The sequence below is a fragment of the Microbacterium sp. DT81.1 genome (assembly GCF_049844955.1).
GTDB lineage: Bacteria > Actinomycetota > Actinomycetes > Actinomycetales > Microbacteriaceae > Microbacterium.
This window is the reverse complement of the sequence record NZ_JBNCMA010000017.1, coordinates 1-15,852: the sequence shown is the minus strand read 5'-3', so window position 1 is coordinate 15,852 and position 15,852 is coordinate 1. Positions and strand designations below refer to the sequence as shown.

Below are 15,852 nucleotides of genomic sequence, written 5' to 3'. Positions count from 1 at the left end.
AAGAGCCAGACACCAAGTGATCAGGATCCAACCACCGCAACGCGGCACTGTCACCCTGACACTGAGCTCGACGCTATGCCCGCCACGCCTCGCGCGCACCCGATTGCGCTCGCGTCCGCGAAGGCCTATGAGGGTGCGGGCAGGGCGGGGCGCTCGGGAGCCGCGGGTAGACTGGAGGCATGCCCAGGGCCCCCAAACTCGCCAGTTTTCCGGCAATTCGGGGCGCGCTCCGGTTCTACCAGGTCTGCTCGGTCATCACCGGCGTCGGACTGCTGCTGCTCTGCGCCGAGATGGTGCTGAAGTACACGCCGCTGCACGTGGAGCTCTTCCTCGGCGGCTCCGGCGGCTTTCTCTGGTTCGCTCCAGTGGTCGAGGGCCCGGAAGGGCTCGAATCGACGGGCGACGGCATCAACCTGTCGCTCGGCATCCTGATCGTGCACGGCTGGTTCTACGTCGTCTACCTCTTCGCATGCTTCCGCATCTGGAGCCTCATGCGGTGGCAGTTCTGGCGCTTCCTCCTGCTCGCCTCCGGCGGCATCATCCCCTTCCTGTCCTTCTTCATGGAGGCGGCCGTCGCCCGCGACGTGAAGCGCTACCTCGCCGAGCGCGAGGCCGCGGCATCCGCTTCTGTCGCCGCTCTCCCCGTCGATCGATCCCAGCCCGCCCCGGAAGGCACCCGTTGACAGAGCAGACCTACCCCTCCTCGGAGGGAAGTGCCCCACCCGCGGATGCAGGAGCATCGGAGCAGACCTCGCAGAGGCCCGTCCTCGTCGTCGACTTCGGCGCCCAGTACGCGCAGCTGATCGCGCGGCGGGTGCGCGAGGCCGGCGTGTACAGCGAGATCGTGCCGCACACGGCGACCGCAGCCGACATCGCGGCCAAGAATCCGGTTGGCCTCATCCTCTCCGGCGGACCGTCGTCGGTGTATGAACCGGGTGCCCCGGCGCTTGATGCCGGCGTCTTCGACCTCGGCGTCCCGACGCTCGGCATCTGCTACGGCTTCCAGGTGATGGCGCAGGCGCTCGGTGGCGAGGTGGCGCACACCGGGCTGCGCGAGTACGGCGCGACGGATGCCGCCCTCACGGCCGACAGCGGGGTGCTGCTCGACGGCCAGCCGGCCGAGCAGAACGTGTGGATGAGCCACGGCGATCAGGTCTCCCGCGCTCCGGAGGGCTTCGACGTGCTGGCATCCACCGTCGCGACGCCCGTGGCGGCGTTCGGCAGCGACGCGCGCCGGCTCTACGGCGTGCAGTGGCACCCCGAGGTGAAGCACTCCGACTACGGCCAGAACGTGATCGAGAACTTCCTGCACCGGGCCGCGGGGCTCCCGGCCGACTGGAACAGCGGCAACGTCATCGCCGAGCAGGTCGCGCGCATCCGCGAGCAGGTCGGCTCCGCGCGGGTGATCTGCGGCCTGTCGGGCGGGGTCGACTCGGCCGTCGCGGCAGCGCTCGTGCACGAGGCCGTCGGCGACCAGCTCGTGTGCGTCTTCGTCGACCACGGGCTGCTGAGAAAGGGCGAGCGCGAGCAGGTCGAGAACGACTACGTCGCGGCGACCGGCGTGCGGCTCGTCACGATCGACGCGCGCGAGCAGTTCCTGAACGCGCTCGCCGGCGTCTCCGACCCGGAGCAGAAGCGCAAGATCATCGGGCGCGAGTTCATCCGTTCGTTCGAGGCAGCAGAGCGGGATCTGATCGCCGAAGCCGAGGCCGACGGAGAGCCGATCCGCTTCCTCGTGCAGGGCACGCTCTACCCGGATGTCGTGGAGTCCGGCGGAGGCGCCGGCACGGCGAACATCAAGTCCCACCACAACGTCGGCGGCCTGCCCGAGGACCTGCTCTTCGAGCTCGTCGAACCCCTTCGCGCCCTCTTCAAGGACGAGGTGCGCGCGATCGGCCGCGAACTCGGCCTACCGGAGGTGATCGTCGGGCGTCAGCCGTTTCCGGGGCCAGGCCTCGGCATCCGGATCGTCGGTGAGGTTACCCGTGAGCGTCTCGAGCTGCTTCGCGAGGCGGACGCGATCGCGCGGGAGGAGTTGACCCGCGCGGGGCTCGACGACACGATCTGGCAGTGCCCCGTCGTGCTGCTGGCCGATGTGCGCTCGGTCGGCGTGCAGGGCGACGGCCGCACCTACGGCCACCCCATCGTGCTGCGCCCGGTGTCATCCGAAGATGCGATGACGGCCGACTGGACGCGCCTGCCCTACGACGTGCTGGCGCGCATCTCGAACCGCATCACCAACGAGGTGCGGGACGTCAACCGCGTGGTGCTCGATGTCACGTCGAAGCCGCCGGGGACGATCGAGTGGGAGTGATCTGGGCCTAGGGTCGCGTGGTTGCGTCCGCGGCTCCGGGACGTCCCTCGTGAGGCAAGAACGGGGCCCCTACCCCGATTGCCTCACGAGGGACGTCCCTGCGCCGCTCGCGTGGACCGCGACGCTTCGCGCGCGGGTGGGTAGGGGATGGGTCACGGGGGCGCGTCTGCTGACGGTGGAACTGCTGGGGGCGGATAACCGAGCGCCGCCGTGCTCGTGGGCGCAAGGTGGTCCCATGGCTGAAGAAGGAAGTTCCCCGCGGTTCGGCGCCGAGGCCCGGAGGGCGCTGTATCACCAGCGCGTTCTGGTGCTCGACGGCGTCCTCGACGATGACAACGGCACCCTGCTCGCGACCGAGATGCTCGCCTTGGCGGCCGAAGATGCGGCATCCGACATCGCCCTCTGGATCCATTCCCCCGGGGGGTCGGTGCCGTCGATGCTCGCCATCCGCGATGTCATGCGACTGGTTCCGTGCGATGTGTCCACGCTCGCGCTGGGGCTGGCGTGCAGCGCGGGGCAGTTTCTGCTGTCGGCGGGCACGCCCGGCAAGCGCAAGGCCCTGCCGCATGCGCGCATCCTGATGCACCAGGGCTCGGCCGGCATCGGCGGGTCCGCGGTCGAGGTCGAGGTGCAGGCCGACGACCTGCGGCACATGCGCGACACGGTGCTCGGGCTGATCGCCACCGACACGGGGCAGCCGGTGGAGCGCATCTTCGACGACTCCCTGCACGACCGGTGGTACACCGCCGGGCAGGCGCTGGAGTACGGCTTCATCGACGGCATCGTCGAGCGGTTCGACGAGGTGCTGCCGAAACGGCGGTCGACGGTGGGACTGGGGGCGGCGGCATGAGCAGCTACACCATCCCGAACGTCATCGCGCAGTCACCACGGGGCGAGCGGATCATGGACGTCTACTCGCACCTGCTCTCCGAGCGTGTGGTGTACCTCGGCACGGGCATCGACGCCGGGGTCGCCAACGCGCTGATCGCGCAGCTGCTGTACCTGGATGCCGACGGCGCGGATCGCGACATCCAGCTCTACATCAACTGCGAGGGCGGCGACCCGAGCGCGATGCTCGGCGTCTACGACACCATGCAGTTCATCCGCTCGGATGTCGCCACGACCTGCATCGGGCAGGCCATCGGCGTCGGCGCGGTCATGCTCGCGGCGGGGGCCGCCGGCAAGCGCTCGGTGCTGCCGCACGCCCGGGTGGTGCTGCACCAGCCGGCCGCGCAGAGCCGGGGGACGATCCCGGACCTGATCCTGCATGCGGACGAGCTCGTGCGCGTCCGGGAGGACATGGAGCAGATCCTCGCCCGGCACACGGGCCGCGACGCGGCGTCGCTGCGGGCGGACACCGACCGCGACCGGGTCTTCACGGCCTCCGCGGCCCGGGACTACGGGCTCGTCGACAACGTGCTGACCGAGCGGGCGCTGGCGGTCGCGCGGGCATAGGGGCGCAGATCTGACGTCGATCGGCCCGGTCGGTCCGGTGTTCACGCGAGTCGCGCGTGCGCATGTCGCGCCGACTCGGGTCGGGGTCTGGGGGTCGCGTGTGCGCGATTCAGGCTGATTGGGGCTGGTGGTTCGGGAGGCGCCGGAATTCCGGGGCTCGGGGAAGCGGGTCTTGCCAGTGAGCCTGAATGCGGAACGCGTGGGCCGGTCGAGCGGGCGCCGGCTGTACCCGAGCATGGGGGAGCAGATCCGTCGTCGATCGGCGCAGTGGGTCCCGTGGTTCCCGGGGTCTCGCGGTCCCCGCGGAACGGATCTGCTCCGCTGTGCTCGCCGGGCGGAGGTGGCCGCGGCTCAGCCGGCCGCGGACGGATGACCGCCCGGCCACACCTTGCCTGCCCAGGGGTCATAGTCCGCCTCGAGCGGACCCTGGGCTGGACGCTCCTCCTCCGGCACGTGCTGGAGATTGAGGCGCACGCGGTACCAGAGTGAACTGCTGCCGCGCATGCCGTCGACCAGCACGTCGGCCGGATGCAGCTGCGCCACGACTTCGGGGTGCTTCGCCTTCCAGGCTTCGAGAGCCTCCAGCGCCTCCGGCTTGGTCTTCGTGCGCGCCACCTCGATGAGCGGCATGGTCGAGACGCGCTGCCCCGAGCCGTCGCCACCGCGCGGGGCCTTCTCGGCCGGGCCGAGTTCGTCGGCGAGGGCGAGCAGACGGGTGAGATCGCCGACCGCGTCGTCGATGCCCGCCATCGGGTCGCCCTGCTCCTCGAAGCGCCGAAGCACGGTCGGCACGGTGAACTCCTCCGGCCGACGCACCCGCAGCTCGTCCCAGCTCAGGGGCGTCGATACGCGGGCGTCCGGGAGGGGGCGGATCGAGTACGCGGATGCCACGGTGCGGTCCTTGGCGTTCTGGTTGAAGTCGACGAACACGCTCTCGCCTCGCTCCTCCTTCCACCAGCGGGCGGTGGCGAGACCGGGGGCACGGTTCTCGACCTCTCGGGCGAGCGTCTCGGCCGCGAGGCGCACCTGCTTGTAGTCCCACCGGGGCGCGATGCGGATCAGGATGTGGATGCCGCGGGAGCCCGACGTCTTCGCCCAGCCGACCAGCCCGTGATCGGAGAGCACCTCTTGGGCGATGAACGCCACGTCCACGATCTGCGACCAGTCGACGCCGGGCATCGGGTCGAGGTCGATGCGCAGCTCGTCCGGGCGGTCGAGGTCCTCGGCGCGCACCGGATGCGGGTTGAGGTCGATGCACCCCAGGTTGATGACCCACGCGAGCCCGGCGGCATCCCGCACGACCGCCTCCTCGGCCGACGTGCCGCGGGCGTAGTGCAGCGTCGCCGTGTCGAGGAAGTCGGGGTGGTTCTCGGGCACGCGCTTCTGGAAGAAGGCCTCCTGATCGATGCCCTTCACGAACCGCTTGAGCACCATCGGGCGTCCGTATACGCCGCGCACGGCGCCGTCGGCGACCGCGAGGTAGTACTTGACGAGGTCGAGCTTTGTGAGGCCCGGCTGGGGGAAGACGACCTTGTCGGGGTTGCTGACGCGCACCTCGTGGCCGTCGATCTCGAGGATCTCGGCCGCGCTCTTGGATGGGCTCACGGTGCCACGCTAGCCGCGGCGGGGTGGCACCGTCACCCCTCTTGCGCGCGTGCCCGGCGCTATGCGACGAGGGTGAACGCGGCCCGCACGGTTGCGCCCTGCGCCTGGGCCGGAGCGGCCCGGAGGTCGTCGGCGACGGCCACCGTGAGGTCGAGCAGGGTGATGCCCAGTGCACCGAGCACCGCCGCCACCATCTCGCTCGACGGCTCCTTGAGGCCCCGCTCCATCTCGGAGAGGTACTGGGGTGAGACCCCGGCGCGGTCGGCCGTCTCGGTCAGCGTCTCTCCCCGCTCATGACGGAACCGGCGCAGGTGCTCCCCGAGCACGTGCCGCCACAGGGGATCGAGTTCGCGGTGATGCAGAGGGATGATCTCGGCCATGCCCCACGATAGAACGCGGAGGCCGCGCCATCCGAGCGCTTCCGCTCTGAGCAGAACCGCCCGTGCAGGAGCACAGCACGGCCCCGACGAAGCACTGCGCCGCGCCGGACGCCCCGGCCGGTCGATTTCAGGCGCAAGAGAAAGGGCCGTCCCCCACGGGGACGGCCCTTTCGCGAACTGCGTGGACTAGTTGCTGCCGCGTGCGATCGCGAGGATGCGCAGAATCTCGACGTACAGCCAGACGACGGTCACCATGATGCCGAAGGCGCCGAGCCAGCCGTACTGACGGGGGGCGCCGTTGCGGACGCCCTGCTGGATCTGGTCGAAGTCGAGCACGAGCGAGTACGCGGCCATGATGACGACGAAGATTCCGATCAGCACGCCCCACGGGATCCCGAGGAGAAAGCTGGGCTGGCTCAGCACACCGAAGGCGCCGCCGGCGATCGGCACGTTGAAGATCATCAGGCCGACGTTGATGAGCGAGAACACCAGGTAGCCGAGCATCGCGATCATGAAGACCTTCGTGGCCTTCTTCGAAGCCCGCACCTTGCCGCTGGCGAACAGCGCGAGTGTCACACCGACCACGGCGAGCGTCGCGAGCGTGGCCTGCACGACGATGCCAGGCCAGAGGAACTCGAAGTAGGCGGAGATGCCACCGACGAACAGTCCCTCGAAGGCGGCGTAGGCGAAGATCAGCGCGGGGCGCACCTTCTTGCGGGACGTGAAGATGACGACCATCGCGAGCACGAAGCCGCCGAGCGCGCCGATCAGCCACGGCGCGAGGGTCGGTGCAGGGTTCTCCGCGGTGACCGGTGCCATCGTCCAGACCCAGCCCACGACGGCGGTCGCAACAAGAACCGCGAAGAGGGCGAGAGTCTTGACGACCGAGTCTTCGACCGTCATCCGGTTGGTCTCGATGGCGCCGGCCGGGGGCGCGGCGTACATGCCTTCCAGGCGGGCGTTGGCCGCGGCATCCGTGCCGGCCGCCTGGGCCGTCGAGAACTGGGTCGTCCTACCGAGGTTGGCGGCCTGCGGGCCGCCGGGGTAGGTCGATACGGCGCGTGGATCCTGGAACGCCGGGTTGTTGAACGCGGGGTTATTGAGGGCCATGGCCTTCACACACTCCAATGTCAGGGGGTCACAGCTAAGTGCTGTGAATCCACGATACCTGACCGATCCCTTCAGCCGGCTGGGATCTCGCCCAGTGATGCCGCGATTACGCTGAAGGCGTGCCTCGTCGTTCGCCGCTGGTCATCGGACATCGCGGTGCGCCCGGATACAGGCCCGAGCACAGCCGCTCCTCGTACGACCTGGCCCTCGAGATGGGCGTCGACGCGGTGGAGCCCGACATCGTCGTCTCGAAGGACGGCGTGCTCGTCGTTCGGCACGAGAACGAGATCTCCACGACCACGGATGTCGCCGACCGGCCGGAGTTCGCCCACAGGCGAACGACCAAGACGGTGGATGGCGCAGCCCTGACCGGCTGGTTCACCGAGGACTTCACATGGGATGAGCTCGCGACCCTGCGGTGCCGCGAGCGCCTGCCGAACCTGCGTCCCTCGTGCGCGAGCTTCGACGACCAGCAGCCGATCCTGCGACTCACCGACGTGCTCGACCTCGTCCGCCAGGCGTCGCTGGAGCAGGGGCGGGAGATCGGCGTCGTGCTGGAGATCAAGCACGCGACGTACTTCTCCGGGATCGGGCTGGACATGGTGCCGCTCATCGTCGCCGACCTTCGCCGAGCCGGGTGGGCCGATGGGGAGCTCCCACTCGTTCTCGAGGCCTTCGAGTCGACCGTGCTGACGCGACTCCGCGCGCGCGGCGTCCGCGGCTCCTACGTCTATCTGATCGAAGCGGCCGGGCGTCCGTTCGACATGGTGGCGGCGTTCGGGAAGGCCGCGCTCACCTACCGGGCGACGATCGAGCCGCCGGGCCTGGACTCGCTCGTGGGTGTCGTCGACGGCATCAGCGTCGACAAGCGCCTGATCCTCGCGCCGGACAAGAGGGGGCGGATGACGGGTCCGACGTCGGTGGTCGAGGATGCGCATGCCCGAGGGCTACGGGTCTTCACCTGGACATGCCGTCCCGAGAATGCGTTCCTCGTGGGTGAATACAGGATCGGCCGCGCACCCGACGCGGTGGGCGAATACGAGGCGGAGTGGGACGTGCTGCGCTCGACGGGGCTCGACGGTGTCTTCGTCGACCACGCCGACCTGGGCGTGGCGTTCTTCCGAGCCTGACCGGACGGGGGATGAGCATTCTCTCATCTAGGCTGAGCCGGGTGACCACAGGAATCATCGCTCGTGGCCTTCGCCGTTCATTCGCCGAAGTGCATGCAGTGCGGGATGTCAGCTTCGAGGCCCGCCCGGGACGCGTCACCGCACTCGTCGGCCCGAACGGATCGGGCAAGACGACGCTGCTGTTGATGCTCGCGTCGCTGCTGCGTCCGGATGCGGGTGAGATCCGGATCGCGGACGTCGATCCGGTCGCCGACCCCGCTGGTGTGCGCAAGATTCTCGGGTGGATGCCCGATGCCCTCGGCGCGTGGCCCTCGCTCACCGTGCGGGAGACGCTCGTGGTGACGGCGAAGCTCTACCGCATCCCGGCGGACCGGGCGCGCGATCGGGCGGCCAGCCTGCTCGACACGGTGGGGCTCGCGGACCTCGCCGATGCGCCGGCGCGGGTGCTGTCGCGCGGCCAGAAGCAGCGGCTCGGCCTCGCCCGGGCGCTCGTGCACGACCCATCGGTGCTGCTGCTGGACGAGCCGGCCTCCGGGCTCGATCCGGAGGCGCGGATCCACCTGCGCACGCTGCTGCGAGGGCTCGCGGCCGACGGCCGTACCATCCTGATCTCGAGCCACGTGCTGTCGGAGCTCGACGAGCTCGCCGATGACGCGGTGTTCATGGTGCGCGGCGAGACGGTCAGTGGAGACCGCGTCGCCGCGGCATCCACTCGATCGCGGGAATGGCGCATCCGGATCGCGGGAGCCTCGCCCGACGAGGCGCGGCAGGCGGTCGCCGGGGCGCTGCCCGGGGCGCCGGCGCGAGTGGACCGGCGCGACATCGTCGTGCCCTTCGCCTCGGAGGTCGATGCCACGCGGGCCCTGAGCGCCCTCGTCGCCGCCGGCGTCGCGGTGTCGGAGTTCGCTCCGGTCACGGGAGATCTGGAGCACACCTTCCTCGACCTCGGCAGCCGCTCCGAGTCCGGCGTGCCCGATCCAAGCGCCCCCGCCTCCGATCCCCACACGCCCGATCCGGGCACCCCGGATCCCCGCACAGGCACAGAAGGAGGGGACCGGGCATGAGCGCCTTCCTGCACGGCACGTGGACAATCGCGGCGCTCGAGGTTCGCCAGCGGGTTCGCAGCCTCGCCTGGTACGTGCTGCTCGGCATCTTCGCCGTGCTGCTCATCATCGTGACGATGCTGGCATCCGCCGCTTTCCTCACCTCGCCCGAACGGTTCCGCGGCACGTACTCCGTCGTCGTCTACTTCGTGCTGCTGCTCGCGGTGCTGGTGACGCCGGCACTCAGCGGCAACGCCATCAACGGCGACCGGGATGCCGCGACGCTGGCGCCCGTGCAGGTCACGCTCGTCACCACCTGGCAGATCATCCTCGGCAAGTTCCTCGCGGCCTGGATCACCGGCCTCGCATTCGTCGCCGTCGCCGTGCCGTTCCTGGCATTCACCGCCATCGCAGGAGGTGTGCCGCCGGGCGTGCTCGCGGTGTCGATCGTGGTGCTGCTCGTCGAGATCGCGGTGGTGGCCGCCGTCGGCGTGGGGCTGTCCGGCATCCTTAATCGGGCGCTGTTCAGCGTCGTCGCCACCTACCTCGTCGTGGCGGCGCTCACGGTCGGAACGCTCATCGCCTTCGGGCTCGGCGGCACCTCGGTGAAGAGCGAAGCCGTCCAGCAGTATCGCGACTATGTCTACGACGCCAACGGGATGGTGAGCGACCCACCCGTCTGCGGCGAGTGGCAGACGTCGGAGTACGAGGTCCCGCGCCTGGACTACGTGTGGTGGACGCTGACTCCCAATCCGTTCGTGATCCTCGCCGATGCGACGCCCATCGCGTTCGACGTGCGGGGCTACCCGGTGGACCTCTTCGGGCAGATCAGCACCAGTGTGCGGCAGGTGCAGCTGCCTCCGGACCTCGAGCAGCGTTTCGACGGCTGCCGACAGGGGGCCTTCAACGAGGACTTCGACACCGCCGAGCAGATCCACGCCAAGACCACCCCGAGCTGGTTCGTCGGCCTCGCGCTTCAGGTCGTGCTCGCCGCGGCCGCACTGGTGTGGGCCTGGGCGCGCACGCGCACCCCGGCCGGGCGGCTCCCCAAGGGCACGCGGATCGCCTGAAAGCGCCCGCCCTCATCGGGGTGTCGTCAGGCCACGTCGAAGTGGGCGACCGTCGTCTCGCGGTCGACCAGGAAGCGGTCATCCTCGGAATAGAAGACGGCCGCCTCGATGTCGTCCCCGGCGAATGCGCGGATGTCGTCTCGGCTTCGCCAGAACGAGATCGTCCGCACTTCGCACCGACCGTCCGGCAGGTCACGGAATACGGTGAAGGCTCCGAGGTTGCCCGGCGTCGTCCGGTAGGCGGACAGCCCCGTCTGCTCGATGTAGTCGGCGTAGGCGTCGCGGTCGGACGGCCTGATCCAGCCGGTCCACATGCGCATCACGGTGGCGGCGGGCGGGGTTTCGGTCATGGTCATCCTCGGATCGGTGGCGGTCACGAATTCGGCGACTCCATCGATAGCACGCCGGTCCGACAAGCGTCCAGGCCATCGAGCGAGGACCACGATGCGTCCTTGCGCATCGCGGCGAGCAGCGACGCGGATGCCATGGCCAAGAGGACTGCGAGCATCGGCAGGACAGCACCGGGCGGAGCGAGGGCCGCTAGCCCCGCGATGAGGAGCGTGCCGGCGAGCAGCCCGACGTCGTAGGCCAGGTTCCAGCCGGCGCTCACCGCCCCGACGAGGGCCGCCGGGAGGATCGCGGTCATTGCGTGCAGGGTCGAATTCTGCAGGATGCCGAAACCGAGGCCGATGCCGATCGCACCCGCCGCGGGCGCGAGCCAGCCGTTGCCGGCGCAGAGCGCGACACCCGCTGCCGACACGACGAGCCCCGGCGCGATCAGCCGATGGGGGCCGATCCGATCGCCGAGGATCCCCGAGGGCAGCCGCGCGATCGTCGCCGAGACGGACGCGGCGAGCAGCAGCGCGCCGGCCAGCGCCGGATCGGTGCGGGCGACCGCGACGGGCGCGTAGGCGATCAGGGCTCCGCTCGCGGCGGCGCCGAGCGCGAGGGCCGCGGCCTGTCGGGACGCACCGCGATGCACCAGCACCGCGCGGAGTCCTCGTCGTGGCGCCGGAGGCAGGCCGTCGGACGGCAGCAGGAGGGCGAACGGGATGCCGCATGCCGCGGCGCCGGCGGCGACGAGCAGCCCGGTCGCCCACCCCGCCTGAGCGGTCAGCAGCACACCGAGGGGCAGCGCCGCGATCGCGGGAATGCCGGCCACGACGCCGTACCAGCCGATGGTGCCGCCGCGGCGGCGCCGGTCCGCCCCGTTCGCCACGACCGCGGCCGCCGCGACCGCGACGAGCGCGAAGCCGAGCCCGCGCAGCACGCTGCAGAGCGCCCACATCGCCGGCGCGCCGATCGCCGTCAGCAGGGCCGTCGGAAGGGCCATCGCGAGGAGCCCGAAGACGACGGCCCGCCGTGCGCCGAGGCGATCGAGCACCGCCGCCGCGCCCAGTTCGCCGATCACCACGCCGGCCAGGAAGGACGCCGACGTCATCGCTGCGACCGAGAAGGATGCCCCGTCCGCCTGGGCCTGGACCGGCAGCACCGAGAGGGGGAGGAAGAACGCCGTGAGTGCGGCGAGCGAGATCGGGAACGCCGGCCAGAGGCGAGCCCTGCGGCGGATGTCAGGCATGGTGCACCACCGCAAAGGCGAGCTGCGCCGCCTCGTCGTCGGCCAGCATCCGGTCGCAGACCAGCTCGAGCGGACCAGGCAGCTCACCGAAGAGCCGGGTGCCGCCGCCGAGCAGCACCGGCACCAGATGCAGGAGGATCCGGTCGACGAGCCCGGCGGCGAGGAACTGCCTCGCCACATCCGGCGATCCCATGATCACCACATCCCGGCCACCGGCGGCGTTTCGGGCAAGCGCCAGCGCCTCGGCGGGTCCGCCGGTCACGAAGGTGAACGTCGTGCCGTTCCTGCGGAGCGGCTCGCGCTCGGTGTGGGTGAGGACGAAGACCGGGGCTGCGAAGACGTCGTGCTCGCCCCAGGGCTCTTCGCCAGAGCGGAATGTGCTTCGGCCGATGACGAGCGCACCCGCGGCGCGGAATTCCGCCATGTTCTCGTCCTCGAAGTCGAGGGCGTGGTTCGCCTCGAAGTCGAAGAGCCAGCGATGCAGCCGCGAGAGGTCGCCTCCGGGTCCGGTGGCGAAGCCGTCGACGGAGACGGAGCAGGTGAGGGTGACGGTGGTCATGGGTCGATCCCTTCGTGTCGTGACTTCAGGCTAGGCAGCGAGCGGTCCAGTGCTATGGTCCGGTTCCATGGCGATGAAGTGGACCACTTCGGATCTGGTGCTGGCGCTGGAATGGGCGGGGCACCCCCGCGATCGAGGCCGGCGGCTGCAGCAGGGGCTGCGCGATGCGGTGCGCACCGGCCGCCTCGGGGCGGGGGAGGTCCTCCCCGGCAGCCGCGACCTGGCGGGCGCGCTCGGCGTGGCACGCGGCACGGTCGTCGAGGCGTACGAGCAGCTGGTCGCCGAGGGGTACCTGGAGGCGAGGACCGGTTCCGGCACCGTCGTCGGCGCCCGCGCCGACAGACACCCCATGGCCCAGGCCCCGGCGCGGCCGGTCGGTCGGGCGCACGCGATCGACCTGCGCCCCGGCATCCCGGACCTCGGGCTCTTCCCCGCCGACGACTGGGCGTGGGCTCTGGGCCGTGCGGCGCGCGGCATCGGCCGCACCGACCTGGGCTACGGGAACGACCTCGGCAACCCGTTCGCGCGCGAAGAGGTCGCGGCGGCGCTCCGCAGGACCCGCGCCGCCGAGACGACGCCGGCCGAGGTGGTGCTGGGATCGGGATTCGCGCAGTGCGTGTCGCTCGCCCTCGGCGCGGTGGCGGCCCACGGAGCCCGCACGCTCGCGGTCGAGGATCCGGGCGATCGGTCGGTGGACGAGATCGCCCGATCCTTCGGCCTGCGCGTCGTCGGGATCCCCGTCGACGAGGAGGGAATGAATGTCGACGCGCTCGTCACCACGGGTGCGGACGCCGCGATCGTGACGCCGGCGCATCAGGCACCGACCGGCGCAGTCCTCTCCGCCAGGCGCCGCACCGCGCTGGTCGCGTGGGCGGACCGGACCGGCGGGTGGGTGATCGAAGACGACTACGACTCAGAGTTCCGGTACGACCGACAGCCGGTCGGCGCCTTGCAGGGGATCGCTCCCGATCGCATCCTCCTGATCGGATCCGTCAGCAAGACGCATGCGCCGGCCGTCCGTCTCGGATGGGTGGCCGTGCCCCGGGCGCTGCTGGCCGCCGTCACCGCCGGCAAGGAGGCCGCGGATCGGGGGTCATCCGCCCTCGACCAGTACGCCTTCGGACTGCTGCTCGAGAGCGGCCGGCACGACCGGCATGTGCGAGCGGTGCGGGCGGTCTACAAGCGCCGCCGCGCGGCGCTCGTCTCCGCCTTGGCGCAGCATGCGCCCGGCTTGCGGCTCACGGGTCTGGCCGCCGGGTTCCATGGGGTGCTGCACCTCCCGGTCGGCGTCGACGAAGAGGACATCATCGGGTGGGCGGCGGAGCGATCGGTCTCGGTCCGGGGACTGCGCGGCTTCTCGATCGATCCTCCACAACAGCCGGCGCTGGTGATCGGCTTCGGAAACGCGGACGAGCAGCGGATCGCCGACGGGGTGCGGGTTGTCGGCGACATCACCCGGTGAAACACGGCCCGCGGCGCCTATCACGTTCACCCGTCGCCCGTCCAGGCCCCCCGTCCTGCAGGCGCCATCCTGGCCACGCACACGGACCCGCGCCTAGCGTGGAGACATCCCGGGCAATTCTCACGACAAGGAGCTCCGCACATGAACAAGCGATCGATCGGCGAGATCGAAGTGGGCGAGATCGGACTCGGCGGGATGCCGATGTCGATCGAGGGGCGGCCTGATGAGGACCGCTCCGTGGCGACCATCCACGCCGCGCTCGATGCGGGCGTGACCCTCATCGACACGGCCGACGCGTATCACCTCCACGCCGACGACGTCGGGCACAACGAGACGCTCATCGCCCGAGCGCTGAAGAGCTACGGGGGAGACACGTCCGACGTGCTGGTGGCCACCAAGGGCGGGCACCTGCGCCCCGGCGACGGCAGCTGGACCCTCAACGGCGATCCCGCGTACCTCAAGCGGGCGGCGAAGGCGTCGGCCCAGCGACTCGGCGTGGAGGCGATCGACCTCTACCAGTTCCACCGCCCCGACCCGAACGGGGACTACGCCGAATCCGTCGGGGCGATCCGCGACCTGCTCGATGAGGGCGTGATCCGGATGGCGGGGATCTCCAACGCGAACGCCGAGCAGATCCGGCTCGCGCAGGACGTGCTCGGGGGTCGGCTCGTGTCGGTGCAGAACCAGTTCTCGCCCGCGTTCCGCAGCAGCCTCGTCGAGCTCGAGCTCTGTGCGGAGCTCGGAATCGCGTTCCTGCCCTGGAGCCCGCTGGGCGGCATCTCCCGTGCCCGCAACCTGGCAGGCAAGGGCGCCGCGTTCGAGCGGATCGCCGCCGACCTCGGTGTGAGCCCGCAGCAGGTGTGCCTGGCGTGGGAGCTGGCGCTCGCCCCCGTCGTCATCCCGATCCCCGGCGCATCCCGCCCCGAGAGCATCCAAGACTCCGTGCGGGCGTCCGAGCTCACGCTCACCGACGAGCAGATCGCGCAGCTCACCGACGACCAGAACGAGGAGGCCGCCGCATGAGCGACTCTCGGAACGCGGAGACCTTCCGCCGGCTCGGCAGCAGCGGCGCGGTCGTGTGCGCGCACGCGCTCGGCACGATGACCTTCGGTGCCGAAGCGGACGAGGCGACATCGCACGCGCTCATCAACGCCTACGTCGAAGGCGGCGGCAACTTCCTCGACACCGCGGATGTCTACAGCGCGGGCGTCAGCGAGGAGATCATCGGACGGTGGATGTCGGCGCATCCGGCGCAGGCGGGCCAGATCGTGCTCGCCACGAAGGCTCGCTTCCCGATGGGGCAGGGGCCCAACGACCTCGGCACATCGCGGCGGCACCTTCGAGTGGCTCTGGACGCGTCGCTGCAGCGGCTCGGCGTGGAGCACATCGACCTCTACCAGCTGCACGCGTGGGACGCGCTGACTCCGCTGGATGAGACCCTTCGCTTTCTCGACGACGCCATCACGGCGGGCAAGATCGGCTATTACGGGTTCTCGAACTTCACCGGCTGGCAGCTGACGAAGGCGGCGATGCTCGCCGAGGCGCACGGGTGGGCCCGGCCCGTCACGCTGCAGCCGCAGTACAGCCTGCTGGTGCGGGGGATCGAGCACGAGATCGTGCCCGCCGCCCTGGATGCGGGGCTGGGGCTTCTGCCGTGGTCGCCCCTGGGCGGCGGCTGGCTGAGCGGCAAGTACCGCCGCGACGAACCGCCGACCGGCAGCACCCGGCTCGGCGAGAACCCCGAGCGGGGCATGGAGGCATGGGCCGCCCGCAACGAGAACGAGCGCACGTGGCGGATCATCGACGCCGTCACCGAGATCGCTGAGGCTCACGGGGTGTCGGCTTCGCAGGTGTCGCTCGCCTGGCTCGGTGCTCAGCCGGCGGTCACCTCGGTCATCCTCGGCGCGCGCTCGCTCGAGCAGCTGCGCGACAACATGGGCGCGCTCACGCTGCAGCTGGATGCCGCGGAGCTCGACCGGCTCTCCGAGGTCAGCGCTCCGCCGGCCGAGGACTACCCGTACGGAGCGCCCGGCATCGCGCAGCGGCACCGCAAGATCGAGGGCGGGCGCTAGCTGTAGTTCCCTGGGACGTTGTGAACATCTGAGGTAAGCGAAGACCTCCGCGTCAGGATGTGGGTTACCACAC

The 15,852-nt window shown here is 70.5% G+C and carries 16 protein-coding genes; 10 read left to right on the top strand and 6 right to left on the bottom strand.

What is annotated here, in order from left to right:
* Positions 1–179: 179 nt before the first annotated feature.
* The 4 genes from ACLQ2Q_RS22045 to ACLQ2Q_RS22030 all read left to right on the top strand — a co-directional run bounded on the left by ACLQ2Q_RS22045 (position 180) and on the right by ACLQ2Q_RS22030 (position 3,769).
* The gene (locus ACLQ2Q_RS22045; protein ID WP_425824011.1) at positions 180–683 is read left to right on the top strand and encodes a DUF3817 domain-containing protein; all 504 of its coding nucleotides are present in this window, start codon (positions 180–182) and stop codon (positions 681–683) included.
* Complete coding sequence (guaA, locus tag ACLQ2Q_RS22040; protein WP_425824009.1) at positions 680–2,314, top strand: glutamine-hydrolyzing GMP synthase; 1,635 nt, start codon at positions 680–682, stop codon at positions 2,312–2,314. Before ACLQ2Q_RS22045 ends, guaA begins: the two co-directional genes overlap by 4 nt.
* A gap of 235 nt (positions 2,315–2,549) precedes the next feature.
* Positions 2,550–3,164 (top strand): ClpP family protease, encoded by a 615-nt coding sequence (locus tag ACLQ2Q_RS22035; protein WP_425824007.1) that lies wholly within the window; start codon positions 2,550–2,552, stop codon positions 3,162–3,164.
* Positions 3,161–3,769, top strand: coding sequence for a ClpP family protease (locus ACLQ2Q_RS22030; protein WP_425824005.1), 609 nt, complete (start codon positions 3,161–3,163; stop codon positions 3,767–3,769). The genes ACLQ2Q_RS22035 and ACLQ2Q_RS22030 overlap by 4 nt, the downstream gene beginning before the upstream one ends.
* A 351-nt stretch (positions 3,770–4,120) precedes the next feature.
* Here ACLQ2Q_RS22030 and ligD read toward each other — a convergent pair whose 3' ends face one another.
* The 3 genes from ligD to ACLQ2Q_RS22015 form a co-directional block, all read right to left on the bottom strand.
* Complete coding sequence (gene ligD / locus ACLQ2Q_RS22025) at positions 4,121–5,374, bottom strand: non-homologous end-joining DNA ligase (protein WP_425824003.1); 1,254 nt, start codon at positions 5,372–5,374, stop codon at positions 4,121–4,123.
* 59 nt (positions 5,375–5,433) lie between these two features.
* Positions 5,434–5,754 (bottom strand): helix-turn-helix domain-containing protein, encoded by a 321-nt coding sequence (locus ACLQ2Q_RS22020; protein ID WP_425824001.1) that lies wholly within the window; start codon positions 5,752–5,754, stop codon positions 5,434–5,436.
* Between the two features lie 186 nt (positions 5,755–5,940).
* Complete coding sequence (locus tag ACLQ2Q_RS22015; RefSeq protein WP_425824013.1) at positions 5,941–6,864, bottom strand: Bax inhibitor-1/YccA family protein; 924 nt, start codon at positions 6,862–6,864, stop codon at positions 5,941–5,943.
* Between the two features lie 119 nt (positions 6,865–6,983).
* On the opposite strand from ACLQ2Q_RS22015, the gene ACLQ2Q_RS22010 reads away from it, so the two are divergent.
* Genes ACLQ2Q_RS22010 through ACLQ2Q_RS22000 form a run of 3 tightly spaced genes read left to right on the top strand, consistent with a single transcriptional unit; the run spans position 6,984 to position 10,107 of the window.
* Positions 6,984–7,994, top strand: coding sequence for a glycerophosphodiester phosphodiesterase family protein (locus ACLQ2Q_RS22010; protein ID WP_425823999.1), 1,011 nt, complete (start codon positions 6,984–6,986; stop codon positions 7,992–7,994).
* Between the two features lie 11 nt (positions 7,995–8,005).
* Positions 8,006–9,058 (top strand): ABC transporter ATP-binding protein, encoded by a 1,053-nt coding sequence (locus tag ACLQ2Q_RS22005; protein WP_425823997.1) that lies wholly within the window; start codon positions 8,006–8,008, stop codon positions 9,056–9,058.
* Positions 9,055–10,107 (top strand): ABC transporter permease, encoded by a 1,053-nt coding sequence (locus tag ACLQ2Q_RS22000; RefSeq protein WP_425823995.1) that lies wholly within the window; start codon positions 9,055–9,057, stop codon positions 10,105–10,107. The genes ACLQ2Q_RS22005 and ACLQ2Q_RS22000 overlap by 4 nt, the downstream gene beginning before the upstream one ends.
* A gap of 26 nt (positions 10,108–10,133) precedes the next feature.
* Here the strand turns inward: ACLQ2Q_RS22000 and ACLQ2Q_RS21995 are convergent, their stop codons facing one another.
* Genes ACLQ2Q_RS21995 through ACLQ2Q_RS21985 form a run of 3 tightly spaced genes read right to left on the bottom strand, consistent with a single transcriptional unit; the run spans position 10,134 to position 12,245 of the window.
* On the bottom strand, positions 10,134–10,457 hold the full coding sequence (locus ACLQ2Q_RS21995) for a hypothetical protein (protein ID WP_425823993.1): 324 nt from the start codon (positions 10,455–10,457) through the stop codon (positions 10,134–10,136).
* Between the two features lie 23 nt (positions 10,458–10,480).
* The gene (locus ACLQ2Q_RS21990; RefSeq protein ID WP_425823991.1) at positions 10,481–11,686 is read right to left on the bottom strand and encodes an MFS transporter; all 1,206 of its coding nucleotides are present in this window, start codon (positions 11,684–11,686) and stop codon (positions 10,481–10,483) included.
* Positions 11,679–12,245 carry a dihydrofolate reductase family protein gene (locus ACLQ2Q_RS21985; protein ID WP_425823989.1) on the bottom strand — a complete coding sequence of 189 codons (567 nt, stop codon included), beginning with the start codon at positions 12,243–12,245 and terminating at the stop codon, positions 11,679–11,681. Before ACLQ2Q_RS21985 ends, ACLQ2Q_RS21990 begins: the two co-directional genes overlap by 8 nt.
* 67 nt (positions 12,246–12,312) lie before the next feature.
* Between ACLQ2Q_RS21985 and ACLQ2Q_RS21980 the strand changes: the two genes are divergently transcribed.
* The 3 genes from ACLQ2Q_RS21980 (at position 12,313) to ACLQ2Q_RS21970 (ending at position 15,779) form a co-directional block, all read left to right on the top strand.
* Entirely contained in the window at positions 12,313–13,707 is a 1,395-nt protein-coding gene (locus tag ACLQ2Q_RS21980) for a PLP-dependent aminotransferase family protein (protein WP_425823987.1), read from the top strand.
* Positions 13,708–13,848: 141 nt separating this feature from the next.
* A complete protein-coding gene (locus tag ACLQ2Q_RS21975; protein ID WP_425823985.1) occupies positions 13,849–14,730 on the top strand; it encodes an aldo/keto reductase in 882 nt (293 codons plus the stop codon).
* Positions 14,727–15,779: an aldo/keto reductase gene (locus ACLQ2Q_RS21970; RefSeq protein ID WP_425823983.1), complete on the top strand. Its 1,053-nt coding sequence runs from the start codon at positions 14,727–14,729 to the stop codon at positions 15,777–15,779. The genes ACLQ2Q_RS21975 and ACLQ2Q_RS21970 overlap by 4 nt, the downstream gene beginning before the upstream one ends.
* Positions 15,780–15,852 lie beyond the last annotated feature (73 nt).

What these genes read in the sequence shown, in the direction of transcription:
- ACLQ2Q_RS21990 (WP_425823991.1), bottom strand. Translation starts at nt 11,686, where the DNA reads ATGCCTGACATCCGCCGCAGGGCTCGCCTCTGGCCGGCGTTCCCGATC.
- ACLQ2Q_RS22045 (WP_425824011.1), top strand. Translation starts at nt 180, where the DNA reads ATGCCCAGGGCCCCCAAACTCGCCAGTTTTCCGGCAATTCGGGGCGCG.
- ACLQ2Q_RS21985 (WP_425823989.1), bottom strand. Translation starts at nt 12,245, where the DNA reads ATGACCACCGTCACCCTCACCTGCTCCGTCTCCGTCGACGGCTTCGCC.
- ACLQ2Q_RS21970 (WP_425823983.1), top strand. Translation starts at nt 14,727, where the DNA reads ATGAGCGACTCTCGGAACGCGGAGACCTTCCGCCGGCTCGGCAGCAGC.
- ACLQ2Q_RS21995 (WP_425823993.1), bottom strand. Translation starts at nt 10,457, where the DNA reads ATGACCGAAACCCCGCCCGCCGCCACCGTGATGCGCATGTGGACCGGC.
- ACLQ2Q_RS22015 (WP_425824013.1), bottom strand. Translation starts at nt 6,864, where the DNA reads ATGGCCCTCAATAACCCCGCGTTCAACAACCCGGCGTTCCAGGATCCA.
- ACLQ2Q_RS22035 (WP_425824007.1), top strand. Translation starts at nt 2,550, where the DNA reads ATGGCTGAAGAAGGAAGTTCCCCGCGGTTCGGCGCCGAGGCCCGGAGG.
- ACLQ2Q_RS22005 (WP_425823997.1), top strand. Translation starts at nt 8,006, where the DNA reads ATGAGCATTCTCTCATCTAGGCTGAGCCGGGTGACCACAGGAATCATC.
- ACLQ2Q_RS22000 (WP_425823995.1), top strand. Translation starts at nt 9,055, where the DNA reads ATGAGCGCCTTCCTGCACGGCACGTGGACAATCGCGGCGCTCGAGGTT.
- ACLQ2Q_RS22030 (WP_425824005.1), top strand. Translation starts at nt 3,161, where the DNA reads ATGAGCAGCTACACCATCCCGAACGTCATCGCGCAGTCACCACGGGGC.
- ACLQ2Q_RS21980 (WP_425823987.1), top strand. Translation starts at nt 12,313, where the DNA reads ATGGCGATGAAGTGGACCACTTCGGATCTGGTGCTGGCGCTGGAATGG.
- ACLQ2Q_RS22020 (WP_425824001.1), bottom strand. Translation starts at nt 5,754, where the DNA reads ATGGCCGAGATCATCCCTCTGCATCACCGCGAACTCGATCCCCTGTGG.
- ACLQ2Q_RS21975 (WP_425823985.1), top strand. Translation starts at nt 13,849, where the DNA reads ATGAACAAGCGATCGATCGGCGAGATCGAAGTGGGCGAGATCGGACTC.